The sequence below is a fragment of the Enterococcus sp. CSURQ0835 genome, assembly GCF_902706605.1.
Classification (GTDB): domain Bacteria; phylum Bacillota; class Bacilli; order Lactobacillales; family Enterococcaceae; genus Enterococcus_A.
Genome location: NZ_CACSLH010000016.1, coordinates 1 through 19616 on the forward strand (window position 1 = coordinate 1; position 19616 = coordinate 19616).

At 42.5% G+C, this 19616-nt stretch carries 21 protein-coding genes; 2 read left to right on the forward strand and 19 right to left on the reverse strand.

Annotated features, from left to right (window positions below):
- Nucleotides 1–391 precede the first annotated feature (391 nt).
- The gene (locus tag GVJ38_RS08095) at nt 392–1105 is read left to right on the forward strand and encodes a gamma-glutamyl-gamma-aminobutyrate hydrolase family protein (RefSeq protein WP_159722651.1); all 714 of its coding nucleotides are present in this window, start codon (nt 392–394) and stop codon (nt 1103–1105) included.
- 74 nt (nt 1106–1179) lie between these two features.
- On the opposite strand, the gene GVJ38_RS08100 is transcribed toward GVJ38_RS08095, so the two are convergent.
- From GVJ38_RS08100 to GVJ38_RS08190, 19 genes are all read right to left on the reverse strand, one after another.
- Entirely contained in the window at nt 1180–1995 is an 816-nt protein-coding gene (locus tag GVJ38_RS08100; protein ID WP_159722715.1) for an aldo/keto reductase, read from the reverse strand.
- A gap of 56 nt (nt 1996–2051) precedes the next feature.
- Entirely contained in the window at nt 2052–3308 is a 1257-nt protein-coding gene (locus GVJ38_RS08105; RefSeq protein WP_159722652.1) for an ABC transporter permease, read from the reverse strand.
- Complete coding sequence (locus GVJ38_RS08110) at nt 3301–4200, reverse strand: ABC transporter ATP-binding protein (protein ID WP_159722653.1); 900 nt, start codon at nt 4198–4200, stop codon at nt 3301–3303. Before GVJ38_RS08110 ends, GVJ38_RS08105 begins: the two co-directional genes overlap by 8 nt.
- A gap of 280 nt (nt 4201–4480) precedes the next feature.
- Entirely contained in the window at nt 4481–6259 is a 1779-nt protein-coding gene (uvrC, locus tag GVJ38_RS08115) for an excinuclease ABC subunit UvrC (protein ID WP_159722654.1), read from the reverse strand.
- A 90-nt stretch (nt 6260–6349) separates the two neighbouring features.
- On the reverse strand, nt 6350–6664 hold the full coding sequence (trxA, locus tag GVJ38_RS08120) for a thioredoxin (RefSeq protein WP_159722655.1): 315 nt from the start codon (nt 6662–6664) through the stop codon (nt 6350–6352).
- Between the two features lie 84 nt (nt 6665–6748).
- Nucleotides 6749–9109: an endonuclease MutS2 gene (locus GVJ38_RS08125; protein WP_159722656.1), complete on the reverse strand. Its 2361-nt coding sequence runs from the start codon at nt 9107–9109 to the stop codon at nt 6749–6751.
- Between the two features lie 55 nt (nt 9110–9164).
- Nucleotides 9165–9716: a CvpA family protein gene (locus GVJ38_RS08130; RefSeq protein ID WP_159722657.1), complete on the reverse strand. Its 552-nt coding sequence runs from the start codon at nt 9714–9716 to the stop codon at nt 9165–9167.
- Between the two features lie 12 nt (nt 9717–9728).
- Nucleotides 9729–10154 (reverse strand): cell division protein ZapA, encoded by a 426-nt coding sequence (gene zapA, locus GVJ38_RS08135; RefSeq protein WP_159722658.1) that lies wholly within the window; start codon nt 10152–10154, stop codon nt 9729–9731.
- 248 nt (nt 10155–10402) lie between these two features.
- Complete coding sequence (locus GVJ38_RS08140; RefSeq protein ID WP_159722659.1) at nt 10403–10717, reverse strand: DUF1292 domain-containing protein; 315 nt, start codon at nt 10715–10717, stop codon at nt 10403–10405.
- Between the two features lie 17 nt (nt 10718–10734).
- Nucleotides 10735–11166, reverse strand: a complete 432-nt coding sequence (ruvX, locus tag GVJ38_RS08145) for a Holliday junction resolvase RuvX (RefSeq protein ID WP_159722660.1) — start codon at nt 11164–11166, stop codon at nt 10735–10737.
- Complete coding sequence (locus GVJ38_RS08150) at nt 11163–11432, reverse strand: IreB family regulatory phosphoprotein (RefSeq protein WP_159722661.1); 270 nt, start codon at nt 11430–11432, stop codon at nt 11163–11165. The genes ruvX and GVJ38_RS08150 overlap by 4 nt, the downstream gene beginning before the upstream one ends.
- Before the next feature lie 116 nt (nt 11433–11548).
- Nucleotides 11549–12046: a cysteine hydrolase family protein gene (locus tag GVJ38_RS08155; RefSeq protein ID WP_159722662.1), complete on the reverse strand. Its 498-nt coding sequence runs from the start codon at nt 12044–12046 to the stop codon at nt 11549–11551.
- Nucleotides 12047–12119: 73 nt separating this feature from the next.
- Nucleotides 12120–13460: a type I glutamate--ammonia ligase gene (gene glnA, locus GVJ38_RS08160; protein WP_159722663.1), complete on the reverse strand. Its 1341-nt coding sequence runs from the start codon at nt 13458–13460 to the stop codon at nt 12120–12122.
- A 42-nt stretch (nt 13461–13502) separates the two neighbouring features.
- Nucleotides 13503–13889 carry a MerR family transcriptional regulator gene (locus tag GVJ38_RS08165; RefSeq protein WP_159722664.1) on the reverse strand — a complete coding sequence of 129 codons (387 nt, stop codon included), beginning with the start codon at nt 13887–13889 and terminating at the stop codon, nt 13503–13505.
- Between the two features lie 158 nt (nt 13890–14047).
- Nucleotides 14048–15301, reverse strand: coding sequence for a methionine gamma-lyase family protein (locus GVJ38_RS08170; RefSeq protein WP_159722665.1), 1254 nt, complete (start codon nt 15299–15301; stop codon nt 14048–14050).
- Nucleotides 15285–16529, reverse strand: coding sequence for a GTPase HflX (hflX, locus tag GVJ38_RS08175; protein WP_159722666.1), 1245 nt, complete (start codon nt 16527–16529; stop codon nt 15285–15287). The genes GVJ38_RS08170 and hflX overlap by 17 nt, the downstream gene beginning before the upstream one ends.
- A 2-nt stretch (nt 16530–16531) precedes the next feature.
- Nucleotides 16532–17452 carry a tRNA (adenosine(37)-N6)-dimethylallyltransferase MiaA gene (gene miaA, locus GVJ38_RS08180; protein WP_159722667.1) on the reverse strand — a complete coding sequence of 307 codons (921 nt, stop codon included), beginning with the start codon at nt 17450–17452 and terminating at the stop codon, nt 16532–16534.
- Nucleotides 17449–18183 (reverse strand): glycerophosphodiester phosphodiesterase, encoded by a 735-nt coding sequence (locus GVJ38_RS08185; protein ID WP_159722668.1) that lies wholly within the window; start codon nt 18181–18183, stop codon nt 17449–17451. The genes miaA and GVJ38_RS08185 overlap by 4 nt, the downstream gene beginning before the upstream one ends.
- A gap of 17 nt (nt 18184–18200) precedes the next feature.
- Nucleotides 18201–18710, reverse strand: a complete 510-nt coding sequence (locus GVJ38_RS08190; RefSeq protein ID WP_159722716.1) for a hypothetical protein — start codon at nt 18708–18710, stop codon at nt 18201–18203.
- Nucleotides 18711–18980: 270 nt separating this feature from the next.
- Between GVJ38_RS08190 and clpP the strand changes: the two genes are divergently transcribed.
- Entirely contained in the window at nt 18981–19574 is a 594-nt protein-coding gene (gene clpP / locus GVJ38_RS08195; protein ID WP_159722669.1) for an ATP-dependent Clp endopeptidase proteolytic subunit ClpP, read from the forward strand.
- Nucleotides 19575–19616: the final 42 nt, after the last annotated feature.

Genomic DNA, 19616 nt, shown 5'->3' on the forward strand with positions numbered 1-19616 from the left:
AATTTAATAAAACGTACAATTTCTGGAATAAAAGTCATCCGCTGCGTAAGCATTCGACTTTTTTGCAATTTTGAATGAAACATAGTTTTCAGATTTTTCTGAAATTATTTGTGCAACACTAGTGATATACAATATAATGTTTTTAAAGTATAACAAACTTGCTTAAAAATAAAAAGGGAATTTTCATAAAAAACTTTCACGCTCTTTTAGTTTGAACCTTCGTCTGCGTTACTCGATTCGGCACTTTTTATTTTGAAAGCAACGTGAATAAACACATAGACAGCTACTTTTAACAAGTTCGAGCACAGCTAAAAAAACTAATTATTTGCATAAAAAACAGCACTATGATAAGAACAAACTAACGAAAAATTAATGACAAAGGAGTCTTTCCATGAAGCCCATTATCGGCATCGCCGCAAATCAACATTATATGAATAATGCAGAATTTTTTGACCAGCCTTTCACCTATACGCCACAAGGTTTTATCGCCGGTATCCAACAAGCAGGTGGGCTCGCTATGCTTTTACCCATCGCACCGATCGAGACTGCAGCGCAATACATCAGTCAGATCGACAAATTAGTCTTAGCAGGTGGCCAAGACATCAGCCCGTGTCTGTATGATGAAGAGCCTCACCCTAAACTTGGACCGACAAGTATCGAACGCGATCTGTTTGAAGCTGCCTTACTTAAAGAAGCCCTCAAACAAAACAAACCGATCTTAACTGTTTGTCGCGGCACACAGCTCTTAAATGTTACTCTCGGTGGTAACTTGTACCAAGATTTATCGCTTTACCCCGACTGGCGCGTCAAACATGACATGTTCCCGACTCCGCCAGCTTTTGGTCTCCATAGTATCAGCTTAGAAGCTACTTCGACACTAGCCAAAATTTTTGGTACGAAGACCCAAGTCAACTCTTTCCATCATCAAGCGATCAAAAAACTAGCACCGGAGCTAACACCAGTTGCTTGGTCTACGGATGCGATCATCGAAGCTGTAGAAAATAAAGCGAAACGCATCCTTGGTGTGCAGTGGCATCCTGAGCTGACCCATCAAACAGATCAAAAAGAGCAAGTTCTCTTTGATTATTTTGTCCAAAAACTATAACAAACTACAAACAGGGAGTGGAACGTCTTTGCGTTCCACTCCCTGTTTTCGTCTACTCGACTGATAAATTGTTTTTAAAAATCAAAATGATCAGGATCAGCGCCAAGGCGTTCATCGATATTCAAGCTATCGATCTGTTTCATTTCTTCTGCCGTCAATTCAAAGTCAAACACATCAAAATTCTCTTTGATCCGTTCTTCATGGACCGATTTTGGAATCACGATGATATCACTTTGCAAATGCCAACGAATGATGACTTGAGCCGCTGATTTTTGATATTTTTTCCCGATAGCTACCAGCGTCTCATTTTTTAAGATCGTACCTTGTCCTAATGGCGACCACGCTTCGACTGCGATCCCTTCACTAGCTAAATAGTTTCGCAATGGCTCTTGCGTCAGTGTGGGATGCAACTCGATCTGATCCACCATTGGTTTGACTTTAGCGGTTTGCATCAATTCTTCCAAATGATGTTGATGGAAATTCGACACACCGATTGCTTTAGCTCGACCGCTAGCATAAATTTCTTCCATCGCTTTCCAAGAGTCCGCAAATTTTCCTTCTACCGGCCAGTGGATCAAATACAGATCGACGTAATCCAACCCGAGCCGTTTCAAGCTAGCGTCAAATGCTTGGTGTGTCGATTCATATCCTTGATCACTGTTCCAAAGTTTAGTCGTCACAAATAAATCTTCCCGTGCTAAGCCAGCTTGCCGAATCCCTTCACCGACTCCTGTTTCATTTTTATAGATCGCTGCTGTATCGATCAAACGATAACCCGTTGCTAAAGCCCAGCGAACAGAATCAGTCGCTGCCTGATCTTCTACTCGCCAAACACCTAGACCTAAACGGGGCATCTCAATTCCATTCGCCAATTTCTTTGTCTTTTCCATCATCCAAAGACCTCCTCTTTTTCTTTCATTGTGGCGGTCTTTAAATTTTTGGTCAACTATTTTGTTTGTTCATTTCTTAAAATCGCGATCGATTGCTTCAACGCACTAAACAGACCGCCTTCGCTATAGACTAGGACATTCGATTTGTAAAGTTGCGCTGAAAACAGCGTCAGTAGCGCAGTGAAGACGATCAAGATCAATAGCGACAGGACCGCGCTGCCTGTCGTAGTGGTATTGCTAGCTAAACGCAGCGGCATACTGTAAGACGATAGAAACGGCAAGTAAGACGTGACTTTGATGATGACATTTGTCGGATCAGCTGCACCTAAGATCAAGCCCAACATATAGCCGATCATTGAAAGATAGGTCACCGGCTGGATCGCTTTAGCTGTATCTTCAGGCTTATTGACCAGCGAGCCGCATAATGCCGACAACACCGCATACAAAAAGATCCCGATCAACATGAACGCGACGATGATCACGACATTTGCGCCTAAAAGATGTTTGATTGAAACACTGCTCAAAAAGTTTTTGACCAGCGGATTATCTTTGAATTGCTGATAGCCGATGACGATCGCCACGCTGTAGATCAATAGCTGCGTCAGTGCCACTAACAAAACACCCGTCAACTTACCGTAATAATGAGTCTTGGCTTTCATGCTCGACAATAAAACTTCCATGATCCGCGTGCCTTTTTCAGAAGCGATCTCTTGGGCAATGATGGTGGAATACGTCATGATAAATAAAAACATGATGATCGTCGTCAAAAAGCTCAAGCCCAGTTGAACATTGCTGTCTCCATCATCAGTTTCCATTTTACCGGCTTCAAATTTGACCTTCGCACTATCAAATTTTGCTGGCTCCATCACCGCTTGTGCATCTTTAGTTGAAAGTTGCAACGCTTGCGCTCGCAGATTCATTTGGAGATTCGTCAAGATTTGCTGTAAAGCCGTTTCGGTTTTGGTCCCGAGGTTTGAAGTGCTGTACAATTTGCCGTAAACATTTTTTTGGCCCACTTCTAATTTTAAATAGGCATCTAGTTTTTCAGCTTCCAGTTGCTGTTGGGCACTTTTTTGACTCTTCATGACTTTGAAATGATAATCTTTGCCTTTGCCCTGCGCTAATTGTTGACTGACTTGCGGTTCGTTGGAGACGATCCCGATCTTGTTGATCTCATTCATCTCCCCAAAAAAATGTTGGGATAAATAAAAGATTCCCATTACAAAAAAGGGCGCTAAGATCATGATTAAAAACGCAGTGGATTTAACATTTTTTTTGTAGACATCTTTGACGATGATCGCAAATTTACTCATGCGTCGCACCTGCTTTCAAACGGAAAATTTCTTCTAACGTTGGCGGCTGCTGATTGAACATCGGAATGTAGCCGTCTTTGGTTGCCAAATCAAAAATCACTTTACCTGCCATCGGATCGTTCAAAGTCAGATCAAAGCTTTCATCTTCTTGGGCTTTGATTTGTTTGATGCCATGGATCTCAGCTAACTGGGCTTGGGTCAAATGCGAAGCTAAATATAATTTCGTTTTGCCAAATGATTCTCTGATCTCGCGAACCTTGCCATTTAAGACCGTCTCACCATTGCGCAACATGATCAAATGATCACAGATCTTTTCGACATTGTCCATGTTATGACTAGAAAAAATCACACACGAGCCTTGTTGTTTCAATTCCAGAATCCCATTTTTCAATAGTTCCGCATTGACTGGGTCCAAACCACTAAACGGTTCATCTAAAATCACCAATTTCGGTTCATGGATCAACGTCGCGATCAACTGGACTTTTTGCTGATTGCCTTTTGACAATGATTTCACTTTATCAGTTTTCTTCCCTTTGACTTGGAATTTTTCCATCCATACATCGATTTTTGGTTCGATTTCTTGTTTCGTTTTTCCGCGCAAAGAAGCAAAAAACAAAAGTTGCTCTTCAATCGAAATTTTCGGATATAAGCCACGCTCTTCAGGCAAATAGCCGATCAAATCATAGTCTTTTTCTCCTAGCGGCCGTCCATTCCACAACACCCGCCCTGTATCAGCGGTCAAAAAATCTAAGATCAAGCGAAAGGTCGTCGTCTTTCCCGCACCATTTTGTCCGATCAGCCCTAAGATCTGACCATCTTCAATCGTAAAGGATAGCTCTGACAACGCTTGGTAATCTCCAAATGTTTTGCTCAAACGCTCCACTTGTAACATCTTTTCCACTCCTCCAATCAAAAATCCATCACTGCTTTAAAGCTGCTGATGATCTGCTAGTCCTTGTAACTGCTAGCACGTTCTACCCTTCAGCGATTTTATTTTTCATCTGCTAGAAAAGTATAGCATGCTAGACTTGCAGGATAAAGCTCACCAGTTGTTTTCTACCAAAGAAAAGCTAAGCGAACTCGTTTTATTCTCAAAAAACAAGGCGCTTTTTTTGCTACTAGCCTAACAAAAAAACTAGCCGCTCCGTCAAACATTAGCGACTAGTTCAAGTTTATTTTTTTGGATGTAAGTGCGTGTAGACCGCAGCTGCGACTTGTTGGGGCAAGCCAGCTTGTTGTAATTCAGCTACGGAAGCTGCTTCGATTTTTTTCAACGACTTAAAGGCCTTCAATAGATTTTGTTTCCGCTTAGGACCTAGACCTGCGATGCCATCTAGTTTCGAAGCAAAACTATTTTTGCTGCGTAACTGACGGTGAAAGGTGATGGCAAAACGATGGACCTCATCTTGCAAGCGTTGTAACAAGAAAAATTCGGCTGAATTACGCGCTAACGGCACTACAGATAATGGATCACCAAACAATAACTCACTTGTTTTATGGTGCTCATCTTTTGCCAGCCCCGCGATCGGGATGTCTAAGCCTAATTGATTGTCTAATACATCTTTAGCGGCTGCGACTTGACCTTTGCCGCCATCGATCACGATCAGATCCGGCAAGGGAAGATTTTCTTTTAATACCCGGGCATAGCGCCGATAGATCACTTCTTTCATTGAAGCATAATCATCTGGGCCCACCACTGTTTTGATTTTAAATTTACGATACTCTTTTTTAGCTGGCTTGCCATCAACAAAGACGACTAGTGCAGAAACGGGTGAGGTCCCCATGAGATTCGAATTATCAAATGCTTCGATCCGAATCGGGGCCGGAATGTTCAGCGCCTCGCCTAGACGTTTTACCGCACCGATCGTCCGCTCTTGTTTTTGTTGGATCAAATCAAATTTTTCGTGGAGGGCGACCGTCGCGTTTTTACTAGCTAATTGGACTAATTCTTTTTTCTTACCGCGCCTTGGCTGCAATACTTTTGTTTTAAGCAGCGCTTCCACACTCGGCTGATCGATTTCATCGGGCACCAAGATCTCTTTTGGAATGAAATGTTCATTTTCTTGATAAAACTGACCAAGATACGTCAAAAAATCTTCTTCTGCCTCGCCGTAAAAAGGAAACAGCGAGACCGCGCGTTCGATCATTTTTCCTTGGCGGACAAAAAAGACTTGCACGCACATCCACCCTTTATCCGTCGCGTAACCAAACACATCGCGATCCACTAGATCCGTGTCCGTCATTTTTTGTTTAGTCATCACGGTTTCAATCGCTCGGATCTGATCCCGATACTCTGCGGCTTGTTCAAATTCTAATTTCTCAGCTGCGGCGTACATCTTCGTCGTCAATGTTTTTTCAATCTCGTGATGGCCGCCATTTAAAAAGCGTTTGATCTCTAAAACTAATTCCTTATAACGAGTCGGCTCAATCGAAAAAATACACGGAGCTAAACACTGCCCCAAATGATAATACAAGCAAGCCTTTTTAGGGAGAACTTTACATTTGCGCAGCGGGAACAACCGATCCAATAAACGTTTCGTCTCGTTGGCAGCTCGCACATCCGGATAAGGCCCGAAATACAGTGCTTTGTCTTTCAGAACTTTTCGGGTGATGAGTAAGCGGGGATAAGTTTCATTCGTGATCTTGATGAAAGGATAAGACGTATCATCTTTCAACATGATATTGTACTTAGGATCGTTTTTTTGGATCAAATTGATCTCTAAGACCAGCGCTTCAATATTTGATTCGGTGACGATATATTCAAAATCCGCGATCTCACTAACTAAGCGTTCCGTTTTGGCATCATGGCTGCCAGTAAAATACGAGCGCACTCGATTTTTTAAAATTTTCGCTTTTCCCACATAAATGATGGTCCCCGTTTGATCTTTCATCAAATAGCAACCAGGCAGATCTGGCAGCAGTGCCAACTTTTGTTTGATCCGTTCGTTCATGCAGTCACTTCCTTTAAAAAAAGTTGCTAAACAAAAAGTCGGACTAAAAAGCCCGACTAGTTTGATTGGAAAAAGAATCATTCGTTTCGCTTATAAATGTGCCCCGATCACTTCTTGTAATTGATCTTTTGAATGCACACCGACCAATTTATCGACGACTTGTCCGTCTTTTTTCAAAATCAACGTTGGAATGCTCATGATCCCAAATGAAGCTGGTGTCTCAGGATTTTCATCGACATCCATCTTCACGACTTTAAATTCTGATTCGTCGTATTCATTTTCTAATTGGTCGAGAATCGGTGCTTGCATCCGACAAGGACCACACCAAGTTGCCCAAAAATCGATCAAAACTAATCCTTGATCTGTTTCTTCATTAAATGTTTTATCTGTAATTGCTTCCGCCATCTGATTGACCCCCTATTTTTTATCTGAGAGTATTATAGCATCCCACTTCACTGCTGGCTATTGTTCTGCTTACACTTGTAAACTTTATTTAAAATGCACGACCGTCGCACCATTCCCGCCTTGATTTGCCGGTGCAAATTCAAAACTTTTGACACTGCGATGATTCTTCAAATATTCCGTGATCCCTTTTCGCAAAGCGCCAGTTCCTTTTCCGTGAATGATCGTGACTTGTGGGTAACCAGCAAGTAACGCCGCATCGATATAATGATCGACTTCCGCTAAAGCTTCTTCGTAACGTTTCCCGCGCAAATCTAATTCGGTTTTGACTTGAGTATTTCCACCACGGCGAACGCCGGTGATCACCGTCCGTTTTGGTTCTTCGATCGGTTGAGCAAATTTCAATTCATCTTCTGAAACGGTCATCTTCAAGATTCCCAGTTGCACTTGCCAATCATGATTGCCGACTTTTTCGATCAACGTCCCGCGTTGCCCATATGTTTCCACCATGACTTCATCGCCCGGTTTAAATTGTTTTTTCGCTTTGGCTTTTTGTAAGACTTTATTTTTTTTCAAATGTTCCGGCTGTTTCAAACTCGACAACTGGGTTTTGGCATTGATCAATTGATGTTCTTTGACTGAGCCTTGTCCCGCTAATTGCATTTGCCGAATGTCTTTGATGATCTTATCCGCTTGTTCTTCGACGTCATTCACCAACTGATTAGCTTTTTTACGAGCTTTGTCCATCTCAACTTCTCGTTCATCAAAAAACAAGCTATACGCATTTTTTAGATCGCGGTATAAACTTTCCGCTTCATCCACGTAATGCCGAACTTCCAAATATTCGGTTTCCGTCATTTTCCGTTGGTTTTCCAAATCTGAGATCATCTCATTTAGATCTTGGCTCTCGCCATCAATGATTTGCTTAGCACTGTCGATGATTTGCGGATCAAGTCCTAACCGTTTGGAAATTTTAAACGCATTACTGCGCCCTGGCACCCCGATCAATAAGCGATACGTCGGACTCAATGTATCCACATCAAATTCCATACTGGCATTGATCGTATTCGGACGATTGTAACCATAGATTTTCAATTCAGGATAATGGGTCGTCGCCATCACATAAGCTGATTTTGCTCCCACCGCATCTAAAATCGCAATGGCCAGTGCCGCACCTTCTTGGGGGTCAGTCCCTGCACCTAGCTCATCAAACAACACTAAACTTTTTGCATCGATCTTATCTAAGATCGACACGATATTCGTCATGTGTGAAGAAAAAGTCGACAAGCTTTGTTCGATGGATTGTTCATCCCCGATATCAGCAAACACCTCATCAAAAATCCCCATCTGGCTTTCTTCTTCAACCGGCAATGGCAACCCACTTTGCCCCATCAGCTGCAAAAGTCCTAACGTTTTTAAGGTGATGGTCTTTCCACCTGTATTGGGACCAGTGATGACGATTGCTTGAAAATCTTTTCCGATCATAATGTCATTGGCTACCGCTTGTTCAGGATCCAATAATGGATGCCGAGCTTGTTTTAAATAGACGTGGTTTTCAGAACTGATTTTAGGTACGACAGCTTTGATCGCTTTCGCAAACCGAGCTTTGGCATTCATCAGATCGAAACGTCCTAGCACATAGGCATTGTGAATGATGGCATGTCGTTCGGGAACGAGTTCCGCTGAAAGTTCCGCCAAGATCCGTTCGATCTCTGTTCGTTCAGCGATCTGTTGCGAGCGTAGACGATTGTTTAGATCTACCACTTGTTTTGGTTCAACAAAGAGTGTTTGACCAGAAGCACTTTGATCATGCACGACACCGCCAAAAATTCCCCGGTACTCTTGTTTGACGGGAATGACATAGCGATCATTTCGCAACGTGATGATGGCGTCACTTAAATATTTTGCATTTTTTCCGCGGACTAATCCATCCAACTGCTCGCGAATATTTTGTTCACTGCGGCGGATCTGACTCCGGATCGTTCGCAATTCTGGTGAGGCTTCATCTTTGATCGAGCCGTCTTCTTCCACTGAACGGCGTAACTTGCCACTTAACTCTGGTAAGGTGACCAGTTGCTCTGCCCAATAGTATAAGCGTAAAAATTCTAATTCACTATCTTGCAAATCAGCAATGAAACGGGCCAGCTCACTTGTCGTGGACAAGACACGTGACACTTCAGCTAACTCTAAGCCATTCAAATTCGCCCCGATCTCGATGCGTTTCATATGCGGTGCGATATTATTCAATTTAGGGACCGGCAAGCCACCGCGTAATCGTTGCACATGCAAGCCATCTTCAGTTTCTGCTAGCCACGCTTCGATTGTCTCCGCATCTTGTGCCGGCATTAATTTAGTTAATTCTTGCTTTCCTTGATCAGTCGCCAAATATTGCGCAACTTGTTGTTTGACTTTATCAAATCCTAAAGTCGTTAGGATGCGTTCATTCATGTTTTCACCTTCTAATTCTTAATAAAGAAACCGAAACCTGTAAAGAAGGTCTCGGTTACCCAATGATTCGTGTGACCCACAGATGGTCGAAACGCTGACTTAAAAACAGCGAATGTTCGATGATCAGCCGCGATAAGCCACTTGCGCGTAAACTGTCTTGCAGACTTTGCATCGGAACAAAACTGATTAATTTCAATAGTAGAAAAATCACGATGTAGCAGACGATCAATGATTGAACACCGCCCACGATCCCGTCAAATCCTTTTAAAGCTACCACATACAACAACTCGCGGACAAACAACGCTAAAAAATGCGTCAAGACCCAGCCAGCTACTAAGATCATCATAAACGCAACCCCGGCGTAAAATGCTTCATCTAAGTCAAATGACTTCGGGATCTGATAATAGACCATCTTCGAATCACTCGTCACCGATGGATAAGGGACAAATAACTGCAACTTCTCCCCCAAGTTTTTGTAAAAAGCTAATGCTGCGACAAATGACAACGCATAGCCCGCCGTAAAAAATAGCTGATACACGGTCCCACGCCGATAGCCCACATAAAAAGCTAGCACCAACGCGAGCACAATCAACACACTCAATAACATAAAATTCCTCGCTTATCTCTTCTTTTTGATTTCCTTTTTGTGCGCTTCATTGACGATCTGTTGCGCGGTCACATGATTATCTAGTTCAACATCTGTTTGGCCTTGCTTACGCAAAATTTCTTTTGCTTCAGCTTCGACGGCTTCGATTTTTTTGACGCGATTTTCTAATTCTGGCAGATGTTCCACTTGCTTTTCTAATTCGGTGATCTTCTTTTGCAACGTGATGATCTCCGCTTGTTTTTTGACTTGATCAGAGATTGCATTGATCGCAAGTAAGATCGCTGCTTGTTCTTGATCGATATCTTGTGACAGTTGATGGATCTCCGCTAATTGTTCATTTACGACTTTAATGACCAGATCCATATGCTGTTTCGTTTCTTTTCCGATGATCGTGTACGTTTGATCGCCGACTTTTGCTTTATATCTAGTTTGAACCACGGGTCTACCCCTCTCGTTATTGTTAAAAAACACTAGTCCATTATATGCCAAAAAGTAGTTGCTTTACAACTTGCCATAAGAAAAATAAAGAAAAGAGTAAAATTTGCCCACAAAATCCTCAAAATGAAAAGCTCGAACTAAAAATGGTGCTTAAATTTTTATTCCGACTAAGTAAACTAGTACCAATTCTAACAAAATAAAAAAACTAATCCCAATTGTAGCAGGGATTAGCTTCTATCTTTAAGTGATTATTCTTCTTCAGTCATAAACGTATTGAAGACTTCTTCGATCATATCCCACTCTTCATCCGTTTCGATCTGTTGCAATTCACCTTCGCTGCCGTCTGCATTTTCAACGTAAGCATAAGCTTGTAATTCAACATCTTCATCTTCTGGTACACCAGCTGGATAAAGTAAGACATAATTCCGATTGAATTCTTCTTGTCCATCGATCGTCAATAAGATCTCATAAAGTGTTTCGTTACCATCATCGTCCACTAACGTGATGACTTCGTGTTCATGATCGTGATCATGGTCATGTGTATGATTGTGTTCATCTGCCATTTGCTGTTCCTCTTTTCTTAAAATTTATTGCTGGTCCGATCCAAATAATTTTGTAAGATCATGACAGCAGCTAATTTGTCGATAACTTTTTTACGTTTTGAACGGGAAGTGTCTGCTTGTTCCACTAACATCCGTTCCGCTTGCACGGTCGTCAAACGCTCATCTTGATAGTCCACCGGCAGCTCAAACAACGCTTTGATTTTTTCGCCATATGCCATTGAAGCTTCTGCACGAGGACCGATCGTGTTGTTCATGTTTTTCGGCAAACCGACAACAAAACGGCTGACTTGATATTCTTTGACTAACTCTGCTAAACGATCAAAGCCAAAATTTTCTTTTGTCTCATCAATGCGGATGATCTCTACGCCTTGTGCGGTCCAACCGAATGGATCACTCACTGCGATCCCCACGGTTTTCGAACCGACATCTAATCCCATCACTCGCTTCATTTGACGTTGATTCCGTGATCTTTTAAGTAACTCTTGACTAAGACTTCCATCACTTCATCTCGCTCATGACGACGGATCAGATTCCGAGCGTCTTGATAACGAGGAATATAGGCAGGATCGCCAGAAAGTAAGTAACCTACGATCTGGTTGATTGGATTATATCCCTTTTCAGCAAGTGCGTTGTAAACGATTGCTAACGTCTCGCTGATTTCTTTTTTTCGATTGTCATCAAAATCAAAGCGAACCGTTTCATCTGTGTAACCCATAGACTCACACCTCTTCCTCTCATTATTCAAACTCTATTCTACTAAAAGAAACGGCAACTTACAAACATTGAAGCCGCATTTTAGCATTTGTTCACCAAATTGTAAAATAATATTTCTTAGAAAACGGTCAAAAAACGATTTTGCCAAATCATTCGATAAAAAGCATTCAATTGCGGCGCCGTTAAAAATTGATCATCATAGGTAGAATAGCCATCCGCTTTGATAAACCCTTGGTAATCTAAGCCATGAGCAAATTTGATCGTCGCATCTAAACAAAATTCTGTTTGCGCACCACAAAATTCAATCGACTGGACGTGTAGTTGGTCCAATTTTTTTTGTAAACTCGTGTGGTAAAAACTATTGGGATGATTTTTTTCTATGACTTGATCGTGCTTAGTGATCGCAAGTGCCGGATCAAACTGCCACGGGTCACTTGCGCGCAGCAAACCCGAATCGTGATGCTGAATAAAAATGATCGGCAAATTTGCCTCGTGATATTTTTTGATTCGTTCGTTGACAGTTTCAAGCAATTGTTCTTTGTGGTAAATTTTTTGGCCATCGTTTTCCAACACACCTCGTTGCATGTCGATCACCAGTAAAATATCTTGAACCATTTTTTCACCTTCTGTTTGATTATAACAAAAAAGCGGCAGACTCGGTGTCTGTCGCTCAATTTATTTCCTAAGCTTAATATAATTCGAGGTATTGTTCACGTTCCCAATCAGAAACAGTTTGTCGGAAAGCAGCCCATTCTAATTTTTTCGCTTCCACAAAGTTGTTAAAGATGTGCGTGCCTAATGCTTCGATCATGACATCATCTTCTCGTAAAACTTTGATCGCGTTGTGGATCGTAGAAGGTAAGTCATGGATCTCCGCTTTTTTGCGTTCTTCTTCGCTCATCACATAGATGTTGCGATCTACTGCAGCTGGTGGCGTCAATTTATTTTCGATCCCATTCAAGCCGGCAGCTAATAAGACTGACATCACTAAGTAAGGATTAGCCGCTGGATCGACTGAACGTAATTCCAAACGAGTCGATAAGCCACGTGATTCGGGTACGCGGATCAATGGTGAACGGTTATGACCAGACCAAGCCACATAAACCGGTGCTTCAAAACCAGGTACTAAACGTTTGTAAGAGTTGACGATCGGATTACAAACAGCCGTGTATGCCCGCGCATGTTTGATCAAACCAGCTAAGAAGTGGTAAGCAGTGTCACTTAATTTCATTTCGCCATCTTCATCGTAAAAGACATTGCCTTCATCATTAAACAATGACATGTTGCAGTGCATTCCAGAACCATTGATCCCATATAATGGTTTTGGCATAAAGGTCGCATGCAAGCCATGTTTACGAGCAATCGTTTTAACGACTAATTTGAACGTTTGGATATTGTCACAAGCATCGATTGCATCAGCATATTTAAAATCGATCTCATGTTGGCCAGGTGCCACTTCATGGTGAGAAGCTTCTACTTCAAAGCCTAAACTTTCTAATTCCAATACGATATCGCGACGGCAATTTTCACCTAAGTCAGTAGGCGCAAAATCAAAGTAGCCACCTTTATCATTTAAGTCCAAGGTCGGGTCACCATTTTCGTCCATTTTAAATAGGAAGAATTCTGGTTCAGGTCCTAAGTTGAAGGAAGTAAAGCCATGTTCTTTCATCTTCGCTAAATTACGTTTTAAGTTCCCTCGTGGATCTCCTGCAAATGGCGTCCCATCCGGATTGTAAATATCGCAGATCAAGCGCCCAACTTTCCCGTGATCACTTTCCCAAGGGAAGATCATCCAAGTCGACACATCTGGATACAAATACATATCACTTTCTTCGATCCGAACGAACCCTTCAATGGACGATCCGTCAAACATCATTTTATTGCTCAACACTTTATCGATTTGGCTAACTGGAACTTCTACATTTTTGATGGTTCCCATGATATCTGTGAACATCAAACGTAAAAAGCGGACATTTTCTTCCTCAACGATTCGTTTAATATCTTCACCAGTTAAATCTCTTCTAGGCATAGTATCCCTTCCTCACACTTCATTTTTTTATATTCCACAATCTTAAAGCTTGGGGCCTTGCGATTGATATGGATTTGGCTGTGTTTGGTTCAACCCGCTTTGGGTCAGCATCTCATCATAGAAAATTCGGCGGACATCTTCATCGGTCAGTGGCAGTTTTTCCTTTGCGGCTTTTTCTTCAGCTTTACGCATCTCATACACTCGCTTGATCCCCGCCATATTCAACCCATCGGACAAATAATCTTTGATCTCTAACAAGACATCGATATCATTTAGAGAATACATTCTACGGTTGCCTTCGCTGCGCTCGGGATGGATCAATTCTTGTTCTTCATAATACCGGATCTGCCGGGCTGTCAGGTCAGTCAGCTTCATCACTGTACCGATTGGAAAAACGGCAAGCGAACGTCGTAATTCTTTTTCCCGCATCTCATATCCTCCTCATTTCTAAGATGTGAATAGAATACCAAGACATAGACCACTTGTCAATCCTAAATGTAAGATTTTATCACATGAGAAATAAATTTTTTCTAACATCATGAGAAAGTCAGTGCTGCCAACAAAAAAAACGCCCTAACTAGGACGTTTTACGCATGATAAACATCATTGACAGCATTGCAGACGGCGATCTTAACATGTTCAAAGGTTAGACCACCTTGTAAATATAATGAGTATGGTTCTCGCAGCGGACCATCTGCGCTCAGCTCGATACTAGCGCCTTGCACAAAAGTTCCCGCCGCCATGATGATCTCGTCTTCATAACCGGCCATTTCAGAAGGCACAGGAGCCACGAAGGCATCGATCGGCGAATACTTTTGGATCGACTGACAAAACTTGATCATGGCACTTCGATCTTTAAAATCAATCAGTTGGATCAAATCAGTTCGTGGTTCATCCCACTTCGGTGTAGAAGGTAAATCATATTCCGCCAGTAACGCCGAAGAAAAGACTGCTCCAGAGATTGCTTGACTCACAACATGAGGAGCTAAGAAGAAACCTTGCAACATATCATAAACCGTCCCCAACATCGCGCCACCTTCAGCACCCACGCCCGGTGTCGTCAAACGATACGCACAACGTTCGATCAAATCTGCGCGGCCAACGAGATAGCCGCCAGTTTTAGCGATCCCGCCGCCTGGATTTTTGATCAATGAGCCTGCCATCAGATCCGCTCCGACTTGGGTAGGCTCTAATAGTTCTGCAAACTCGCCATAGCAATTATCTACAAAGATGGTCACATTTGGTGCAATGGACTTAACGAAATCACACATTTCTTTGATCTGCTCGATCGTAAACGAAGGACGCGCTGCATACCCTCGCGAACGTTGGATCGCAACGACTTTAGTTTTGGTCGTTAGTTTAGCCTTTAGTCCTTCAAAGTCTACTTGACCATCAGCTTTTAAATCAACTTTGTCATACCCGATATTATATTCTTTGAATGATCCGATCCCATTGCCAGCCACTCCGATCACTTCAAGCAACGTATCGTACGGTGTGCCGGTAATATAAAGCAGATCATCCCCGGGGCGCAACACCCCAAAAAGTGCTGTGGCGATCGCATGCGTCCCAGAAGTGATCTGAGGTCTGACTAATGCTTGTTGCGCACCAAAGACTTGCGCGTACACAGCTTCTAACACATCACGACCTAAATCATCATTGCCATATCCAGTCGACGGTAAAAAATGGGTCTCTGAGACTTGATTGTCACGAAAAGCCGCCAAAACTTTTGCTTGATTAGATAAAGCGACTTCGCGAATTTCCTTTAACCGCGCTTCGATTTTTTGATCGACCCGATCGATTTTTTCTACTAATTCCGGTGCAAAATTATTTGTCCAACTCATCATTCATTCTCCTTAACCAGCTGGAACCTTTTTTGGCAAAGCCACGGATCACATAATTATTTTGCGCTTCATCAAAGTCTTGGCTCAGCACAAGTGTCTCGCGTTTGATGGCACTGAGAGCTTGACCTTCATCACTTTTTAAATGCACTAAGTAAGGTTCCAGCAATTCCATGATTTCTTTTTTGATGGCTTCAGCCAACACTTCTTTTCCCTGACTTGATTTAGCTGAGATCAACGTACTGGGAAAAAGGGTCGGCGTGAAGTGATTCGGATTGATCCGATCAGCTTTGTTATAAATCGTCAAGATCGGGATATCTTCCATCTTTAATTCTTTCAACAAATCGAGCACCGTTTGTTCTTGCAACTGCCGATCTTCAGCTGAAGCATCTACTACATGCAATAATAGATCCATCCCTTGACTCTCTTCTAACGTTGAATGGAAAGCATCGATCAATTGTGTCGGTAAATCTTGAATAAACCCAACTGTATCGGTGATCGTCGTTTCCATTCCTTGTGGCAAGCGCCAACGTTTCGTCAATGGATCAAGCGTTGCAAATAATTGATCTTCTGAATAAGTCTCAGCATTAGTCAATAAATTTAAGATCGTCGACTTGCCTGCATTGGTGTACCCGATCAGTCCCATTTGAAAAATCGCTGAGTCTTGTCGTTTTTGCCGACTTCTTTGGCGATGGGCTTCCACTGATTTTAATTCTTTTTTGATCGCTGAGATGCGGCGACGGATATGACGGCGATCCGTTTCTAATTTTGTTTCCCCGGGTCCCCGCGTACCGATCCCCCCGCCTAAGCGTGACAAGCTTTGGCCTTGCCCCATCAAACGTGGCATCAAATAACTCAGCTGGGCTAACTCAACTTGCAATTTTCCTTCTTTTGAACGAGCACGCGAAGCAAAGATATCCAAGATCAATTGGATCCGATCGATCACTTTTACAGCCAGTACTTCTTCTAGTGTCTGACTTTGCCGCGGTGTCAATTCATGATTGAAGATGACTAGATCCGCTTCGTGAGCGACTACTAATTCGGCGAGATCTTGTACTTTACCTTTTCCGATAATGGTTTGCCGATCGATCTTAGGCCGGTGTTGAGTGAGTGAAAAGACAATCTCACCGTGAGCCGTCTTCGTCAGTCCCGCCAACTCGTGCATCGATTCCAAATAATTTTTCTTATTGTCTTCTGTTTCTACTCCAACTAAAATCACTTTTTCTGACAAAACTATCCCTCCTGTAACCACGTGGCGATTGTCGTTTCGATTGTTGTTAATTCGGTTGGCTGCAATACTAGATCATACCAATGAACGGGCATCCGGTTACGAAACCAAGTCAATTGACGTTTCGCATAGCGGCGAGATTGTTGTTTGACTTGTTCCACCGCTGCAGTTAACGAAAGTTCTCCTTTGAAATACGGAAAAAATTCCTTGTAGCCGATGCCTTGTGCCGCTTGCACAGTTGGTGTCGCCGCCAATTTTTCAGCTTCGATCAACAAGCCTTGTTCTACCATCAGATCGACCCGCTGATTGATTCGGTCATACAAAACTTTACGGTCAGTATCTAGTCCGATCAAATAAAAATCATACAACGGTTTAGGCGTTTCTTTTGGTTCTGCGATGGAATGTCCCGTCAACTCAAACACTTCTAATGCCCGCACCACTTTTTTTTGATTATTGAAATGAATCTTAGCAGCCGCTAACGAATCTTTTTTCGCAAGCAACTGCCATAAAGCTTCATTGCCGTTTTTTTGCGCGTACTGGGTATACTGTTCCCGCAACGCTTGGGCTTTTAATTCTTCTCGACTGCCCAACTGATAATCCCACAATAACGATTGGATATAAAGTCCAGTCCCGCCCACTACGATCGGCAATTTACCGCGAGCCGTGATATCTGCAATCGCCAGCCGACCCATCTGTTGAAAATCGGCAGCTGAATAATTTTCAGTGAGGGTTCGAACATCGAGCAAGTGATGCGGGACCCCTTGCATCTCATGTGGTGTCACTTTAGCCGTTCCAATGTCTAATCCTTGATAAACTTGCATCGAGTCACCGCTGATGATCTCACCGTTGAACTTTTTCGCTAATTCGATACTCAAACTAGTTTTTCCAACCGCAGTCGGTCCGACGATCGCAATCACTTTTTTCATCGCCGCACCATATTCTTTACCCGACCCGCTTTTTCAGGAAAGTCAGTGATCACACTGGCTACGCCCCAATCAAAACAGTTCAACAGCGTTTGGTACAAATTGATTGTCCACGGCCGAATCGCTTTTGGATAGTCTTCAACTTGCGCACGATTATTCTTTACCCACTCATAACTAGGATGAATGCCTTCGATGTAATCCAGATCGCGAGCGGCGGCGATTTTTTTAGCCGAGTCTTTCAAGATCAGATCCAATTGCACCTCAGGCTCCAATTGGTGCATGATCGTGAGCGAGGCTAAATTAAAACTTGAATACCAATGAGTGAACGGCCAGCTGCGTTGCGCTAATAACGCCGACGTTTTAGCTTCGATCTCAGGGTAATGAAATTTATCCGTCTTCAACTCAATATTTAAAAAACCGCGAAATTGCATCTGTAACAACAAGTTCAACACCTCTTGCAAAGTCGCGATCTTCGTAGCGCGATATTTTTTAGCAAACCAACTGCCAGCATCTAATTCTTTTAATTCTGCTAACGTCAGCTCACGTATCAAGCCTTTACCGTTAGTGGTCCGATCAACACTTTCATCGTGGATCACGACGAGTTCTTGATCTTTAGTCAAATGAACATCCAACTCGATCCCGTCAGCACCTGCTCGAACAGCTTCCGCAAAAGCTGGCAATGTATTTTCTGGCCGATTTCCGCTACTGCCGCGGTGAGCCATTATCAAAGTCACGATTTTTTCCTCCCATCTCACTGAACATCAAAATGTCGCAGCGGTTCTTTCGTTAATTTTTCTAGTTGCGCGCGTCGTTCATCTGCTAATTCGATCAAACGATCAGAAAAAGATTCCATGATGATTCGGCCACCTTTATAAGTGTAGCCACCCATCCGTGCCGTTTCGTCTGGTGGTAACACGACTTTGTGATGCGAGATATTTTTGAAAAATTCCTCTACTAAGTAACTAGGTAAATAAAAATTATTTTGCGCGGTAAAAGACTGCAAATAAATATAATCGTCAATCGTGATGTAACAATCGTCAAACGCGTCAAAGCTGACATACTCACTGCGATACAAATTACGCTTGCTCAAGATCTCGTTGATTTTTTGATTGAGCAGTTGCAACGTGGTGATTTCTTTGACTTTATGTGCTATTTCATTTTCCCGGGCTTTTTGGCGCTCCAAATATTTAAATAAAATAAGTAATGCGACTAAGACGATCAACGCACCGATGACCACGCCCAATAAGCCGACCCACAACATAAAGATCCCCCCAATTTTCTGCGGTGAAAAAATTTTTTCACGCGTCAAGTCCGCCGCTGAAAATTTCAAGTTCGACTGAAGATCAAACGACTCTGCTTGCCTATCCATAGTACCATATTTTTTTAACAGACGGATAGCAACGGACCGGGAAATCGGTCGAATCATTTCATTTGACCTTCGTTGACCATTGCGCTATACTTCTTTTTAGGATTTAGCTATACTTTGTGCTAAACTACTATTAAATGAACAACTTTTAAGGAGGACTTTCCTATGAATTTAGTTCCTACAGTCATTGAACAATCATCTCGCGGTGAACGCGCCTACGACATTTATTCTCGTCTATTGAAAGACCGCATCATCATGTTGAGCGGCGAAGTGAACGACGATATGGCCAACTCTATCATCGCGCAATTACTTTTCTTAGATGCACAAGATTCTGAAAAAGATATTTACTTGTACATCAACTCTCCTGGTGGGAGCGTATCAGCTGGTCTTGCGATCTATGATACGATGAATTTCGTCAAAGCTGACGTCCAAACAATCGTTTTAGGCCTAGCAGCTTCAATGGGTAGCTTCTTATTAACTGCCGGAACAAAAGGCAAACGTTTCGCATTACCAAATGCTGAAATCTTGATCCACCAACCACTTGGCGGTGCACAAGGTCAAGCAACTGAAATTGAGATCGCAGCTAAACATATCTTGAAGACCCGTGATCGTTTGAACAACATCTTAGCCGAAAGAACAGGTCAACCTTTAGATGTGATCGTCAAAGATACCGATCGTGATAACTACATGACCGCTCAAGAAGCAAAAGAATATGGTTTGATTGATGAAGTGATGGAAAACAGCAGCTCATTGAACTAAGAGCCACAATTAATTTGAAATTATAAATAGCCGCGCTGATCT

Bases quoted from the DNA above. Each gene is read 5' to 3' on its own strand.
- GVJ38_RS08170 (WP_159722665.1), bottom strand. From the start codon at position 15,301: ATGAGTTGGACAAATAATTTTGCACCGGAATTAGTAGAAAAAATCGAT.
- GVJ38_RS08105 (WP_159722652.1), bottom strand. From the start codon at position 3,308: ATGAGTAAATTTGCGATCATCGTCAAAGATGTCTACAAAAAAAATGTT.
- GVJ38_RS08190 (WP_159722716.1), bottom strand. From the start codon at position 18,710: ATGTTGTGGGTCGGCTTATTGGGCGTGGTCATCGGTGCGTTGATCGTC.
- GVJ38_RS08130 (WP_159722657.1), bottom strand. From the start codon at position 9,716: ATGTTATTGAGTGTGTTGATTGTGCTCGCGTTGGTGCTAGCTTTTTAT.
- GVJ38_RS08125 (WP_159722656.1), bottom strand. From the start codon at position 9,109: ATGAATGAACGCATCCTAACGACTTTAGGATTTGATAAAGTCAAACAA.
- GVJ38_RS08155 (WP_159722662.1), bottom strand. From the start codon at position 12,046: ATGGTTCAAGATATTTTACTGGTGATCGACATGCAACGAGGTGTGTTG.
- ruvX (WP_159722660.1), bottom strand. From the start codon at position 11,166: ATGAAGCGAGTGATGGGATTAGATGTCGGTTCGAAAACCGTGGGGATC.
- uvrC (WP_159722654.1), bottom strand. From the start codon at position 6,259: ATGAACGAACGGATCAAACAAAAGTTGGCACTGCTGCCAGATCTGCCT.
- GVJ38_RS08165 (WP_159722664.1), bottom strand. From the start codon at position 13,889: ATGCGGGAAAAAGAATTACGACGTTCGCTTGCCGTTTTTCCAATCGGT.
- glnA (WP_159722663.1), bottom strand. From the start codon at position 13,460: ATGCCTAGAAGAGATTTAACTGGTGAAGATATTAAACGAATCGTTGAG.
- clpP (WP_159722669.1), top strand. From the start codon at position 18,981: ATGAATTTAGTTCCTACAGTCATTGAACAATCATCTCGCGGTGAACGC.
- GVJ38_RS08140 (WP_159722659.1), bottom strand. From the start codon at position 10,717: ATGGCAGATGAACACAATCATACACATGACCATGATCACGATCATGAA.
- GVJ38_RS08095 (WP_159722651.1), top strand. From the start codon at position 392: ATGAAGCCCATTATCGGCATCGCCGCAAATCAACATTATATGAATAAT.
- GVJ38_RS08100 (WP_159722715.1), bottom strand. From the start codon at position 1,995: ATGGAAAAGACAAAGAAATTGGCGAATGGAATTGAGATGCCCCGTTTA.
- GVJ38_RS08150 (WP_159722661.1), bottom strand. From the start codon at position 11,432: ATGGGTTACACAGATGAAACGGTTCGCTTTGATTTTGATGACAATCGA.
- GVJ38_RS08110 (WP_159722653.1), bottom strand. From the start codon at position 4,200: ATGTTACAAGTGGAGCGTTTGAGCAAAACATTTGGAGATTACCAAGCG.
- miaA (WP_159722667.1), bottom strand. From the start codon at position 17,452: ATGAAAAAAGTGATTGCGATCGTCGGACCGACTGCGGTTGGAAAAACT.
- trxA (WP_159722655.1), bottom strand. From the start codon at position 6,664: ATGGCGGAAGCAATTACAGATAAAACATTTAATGAAGAAACAGATCAA.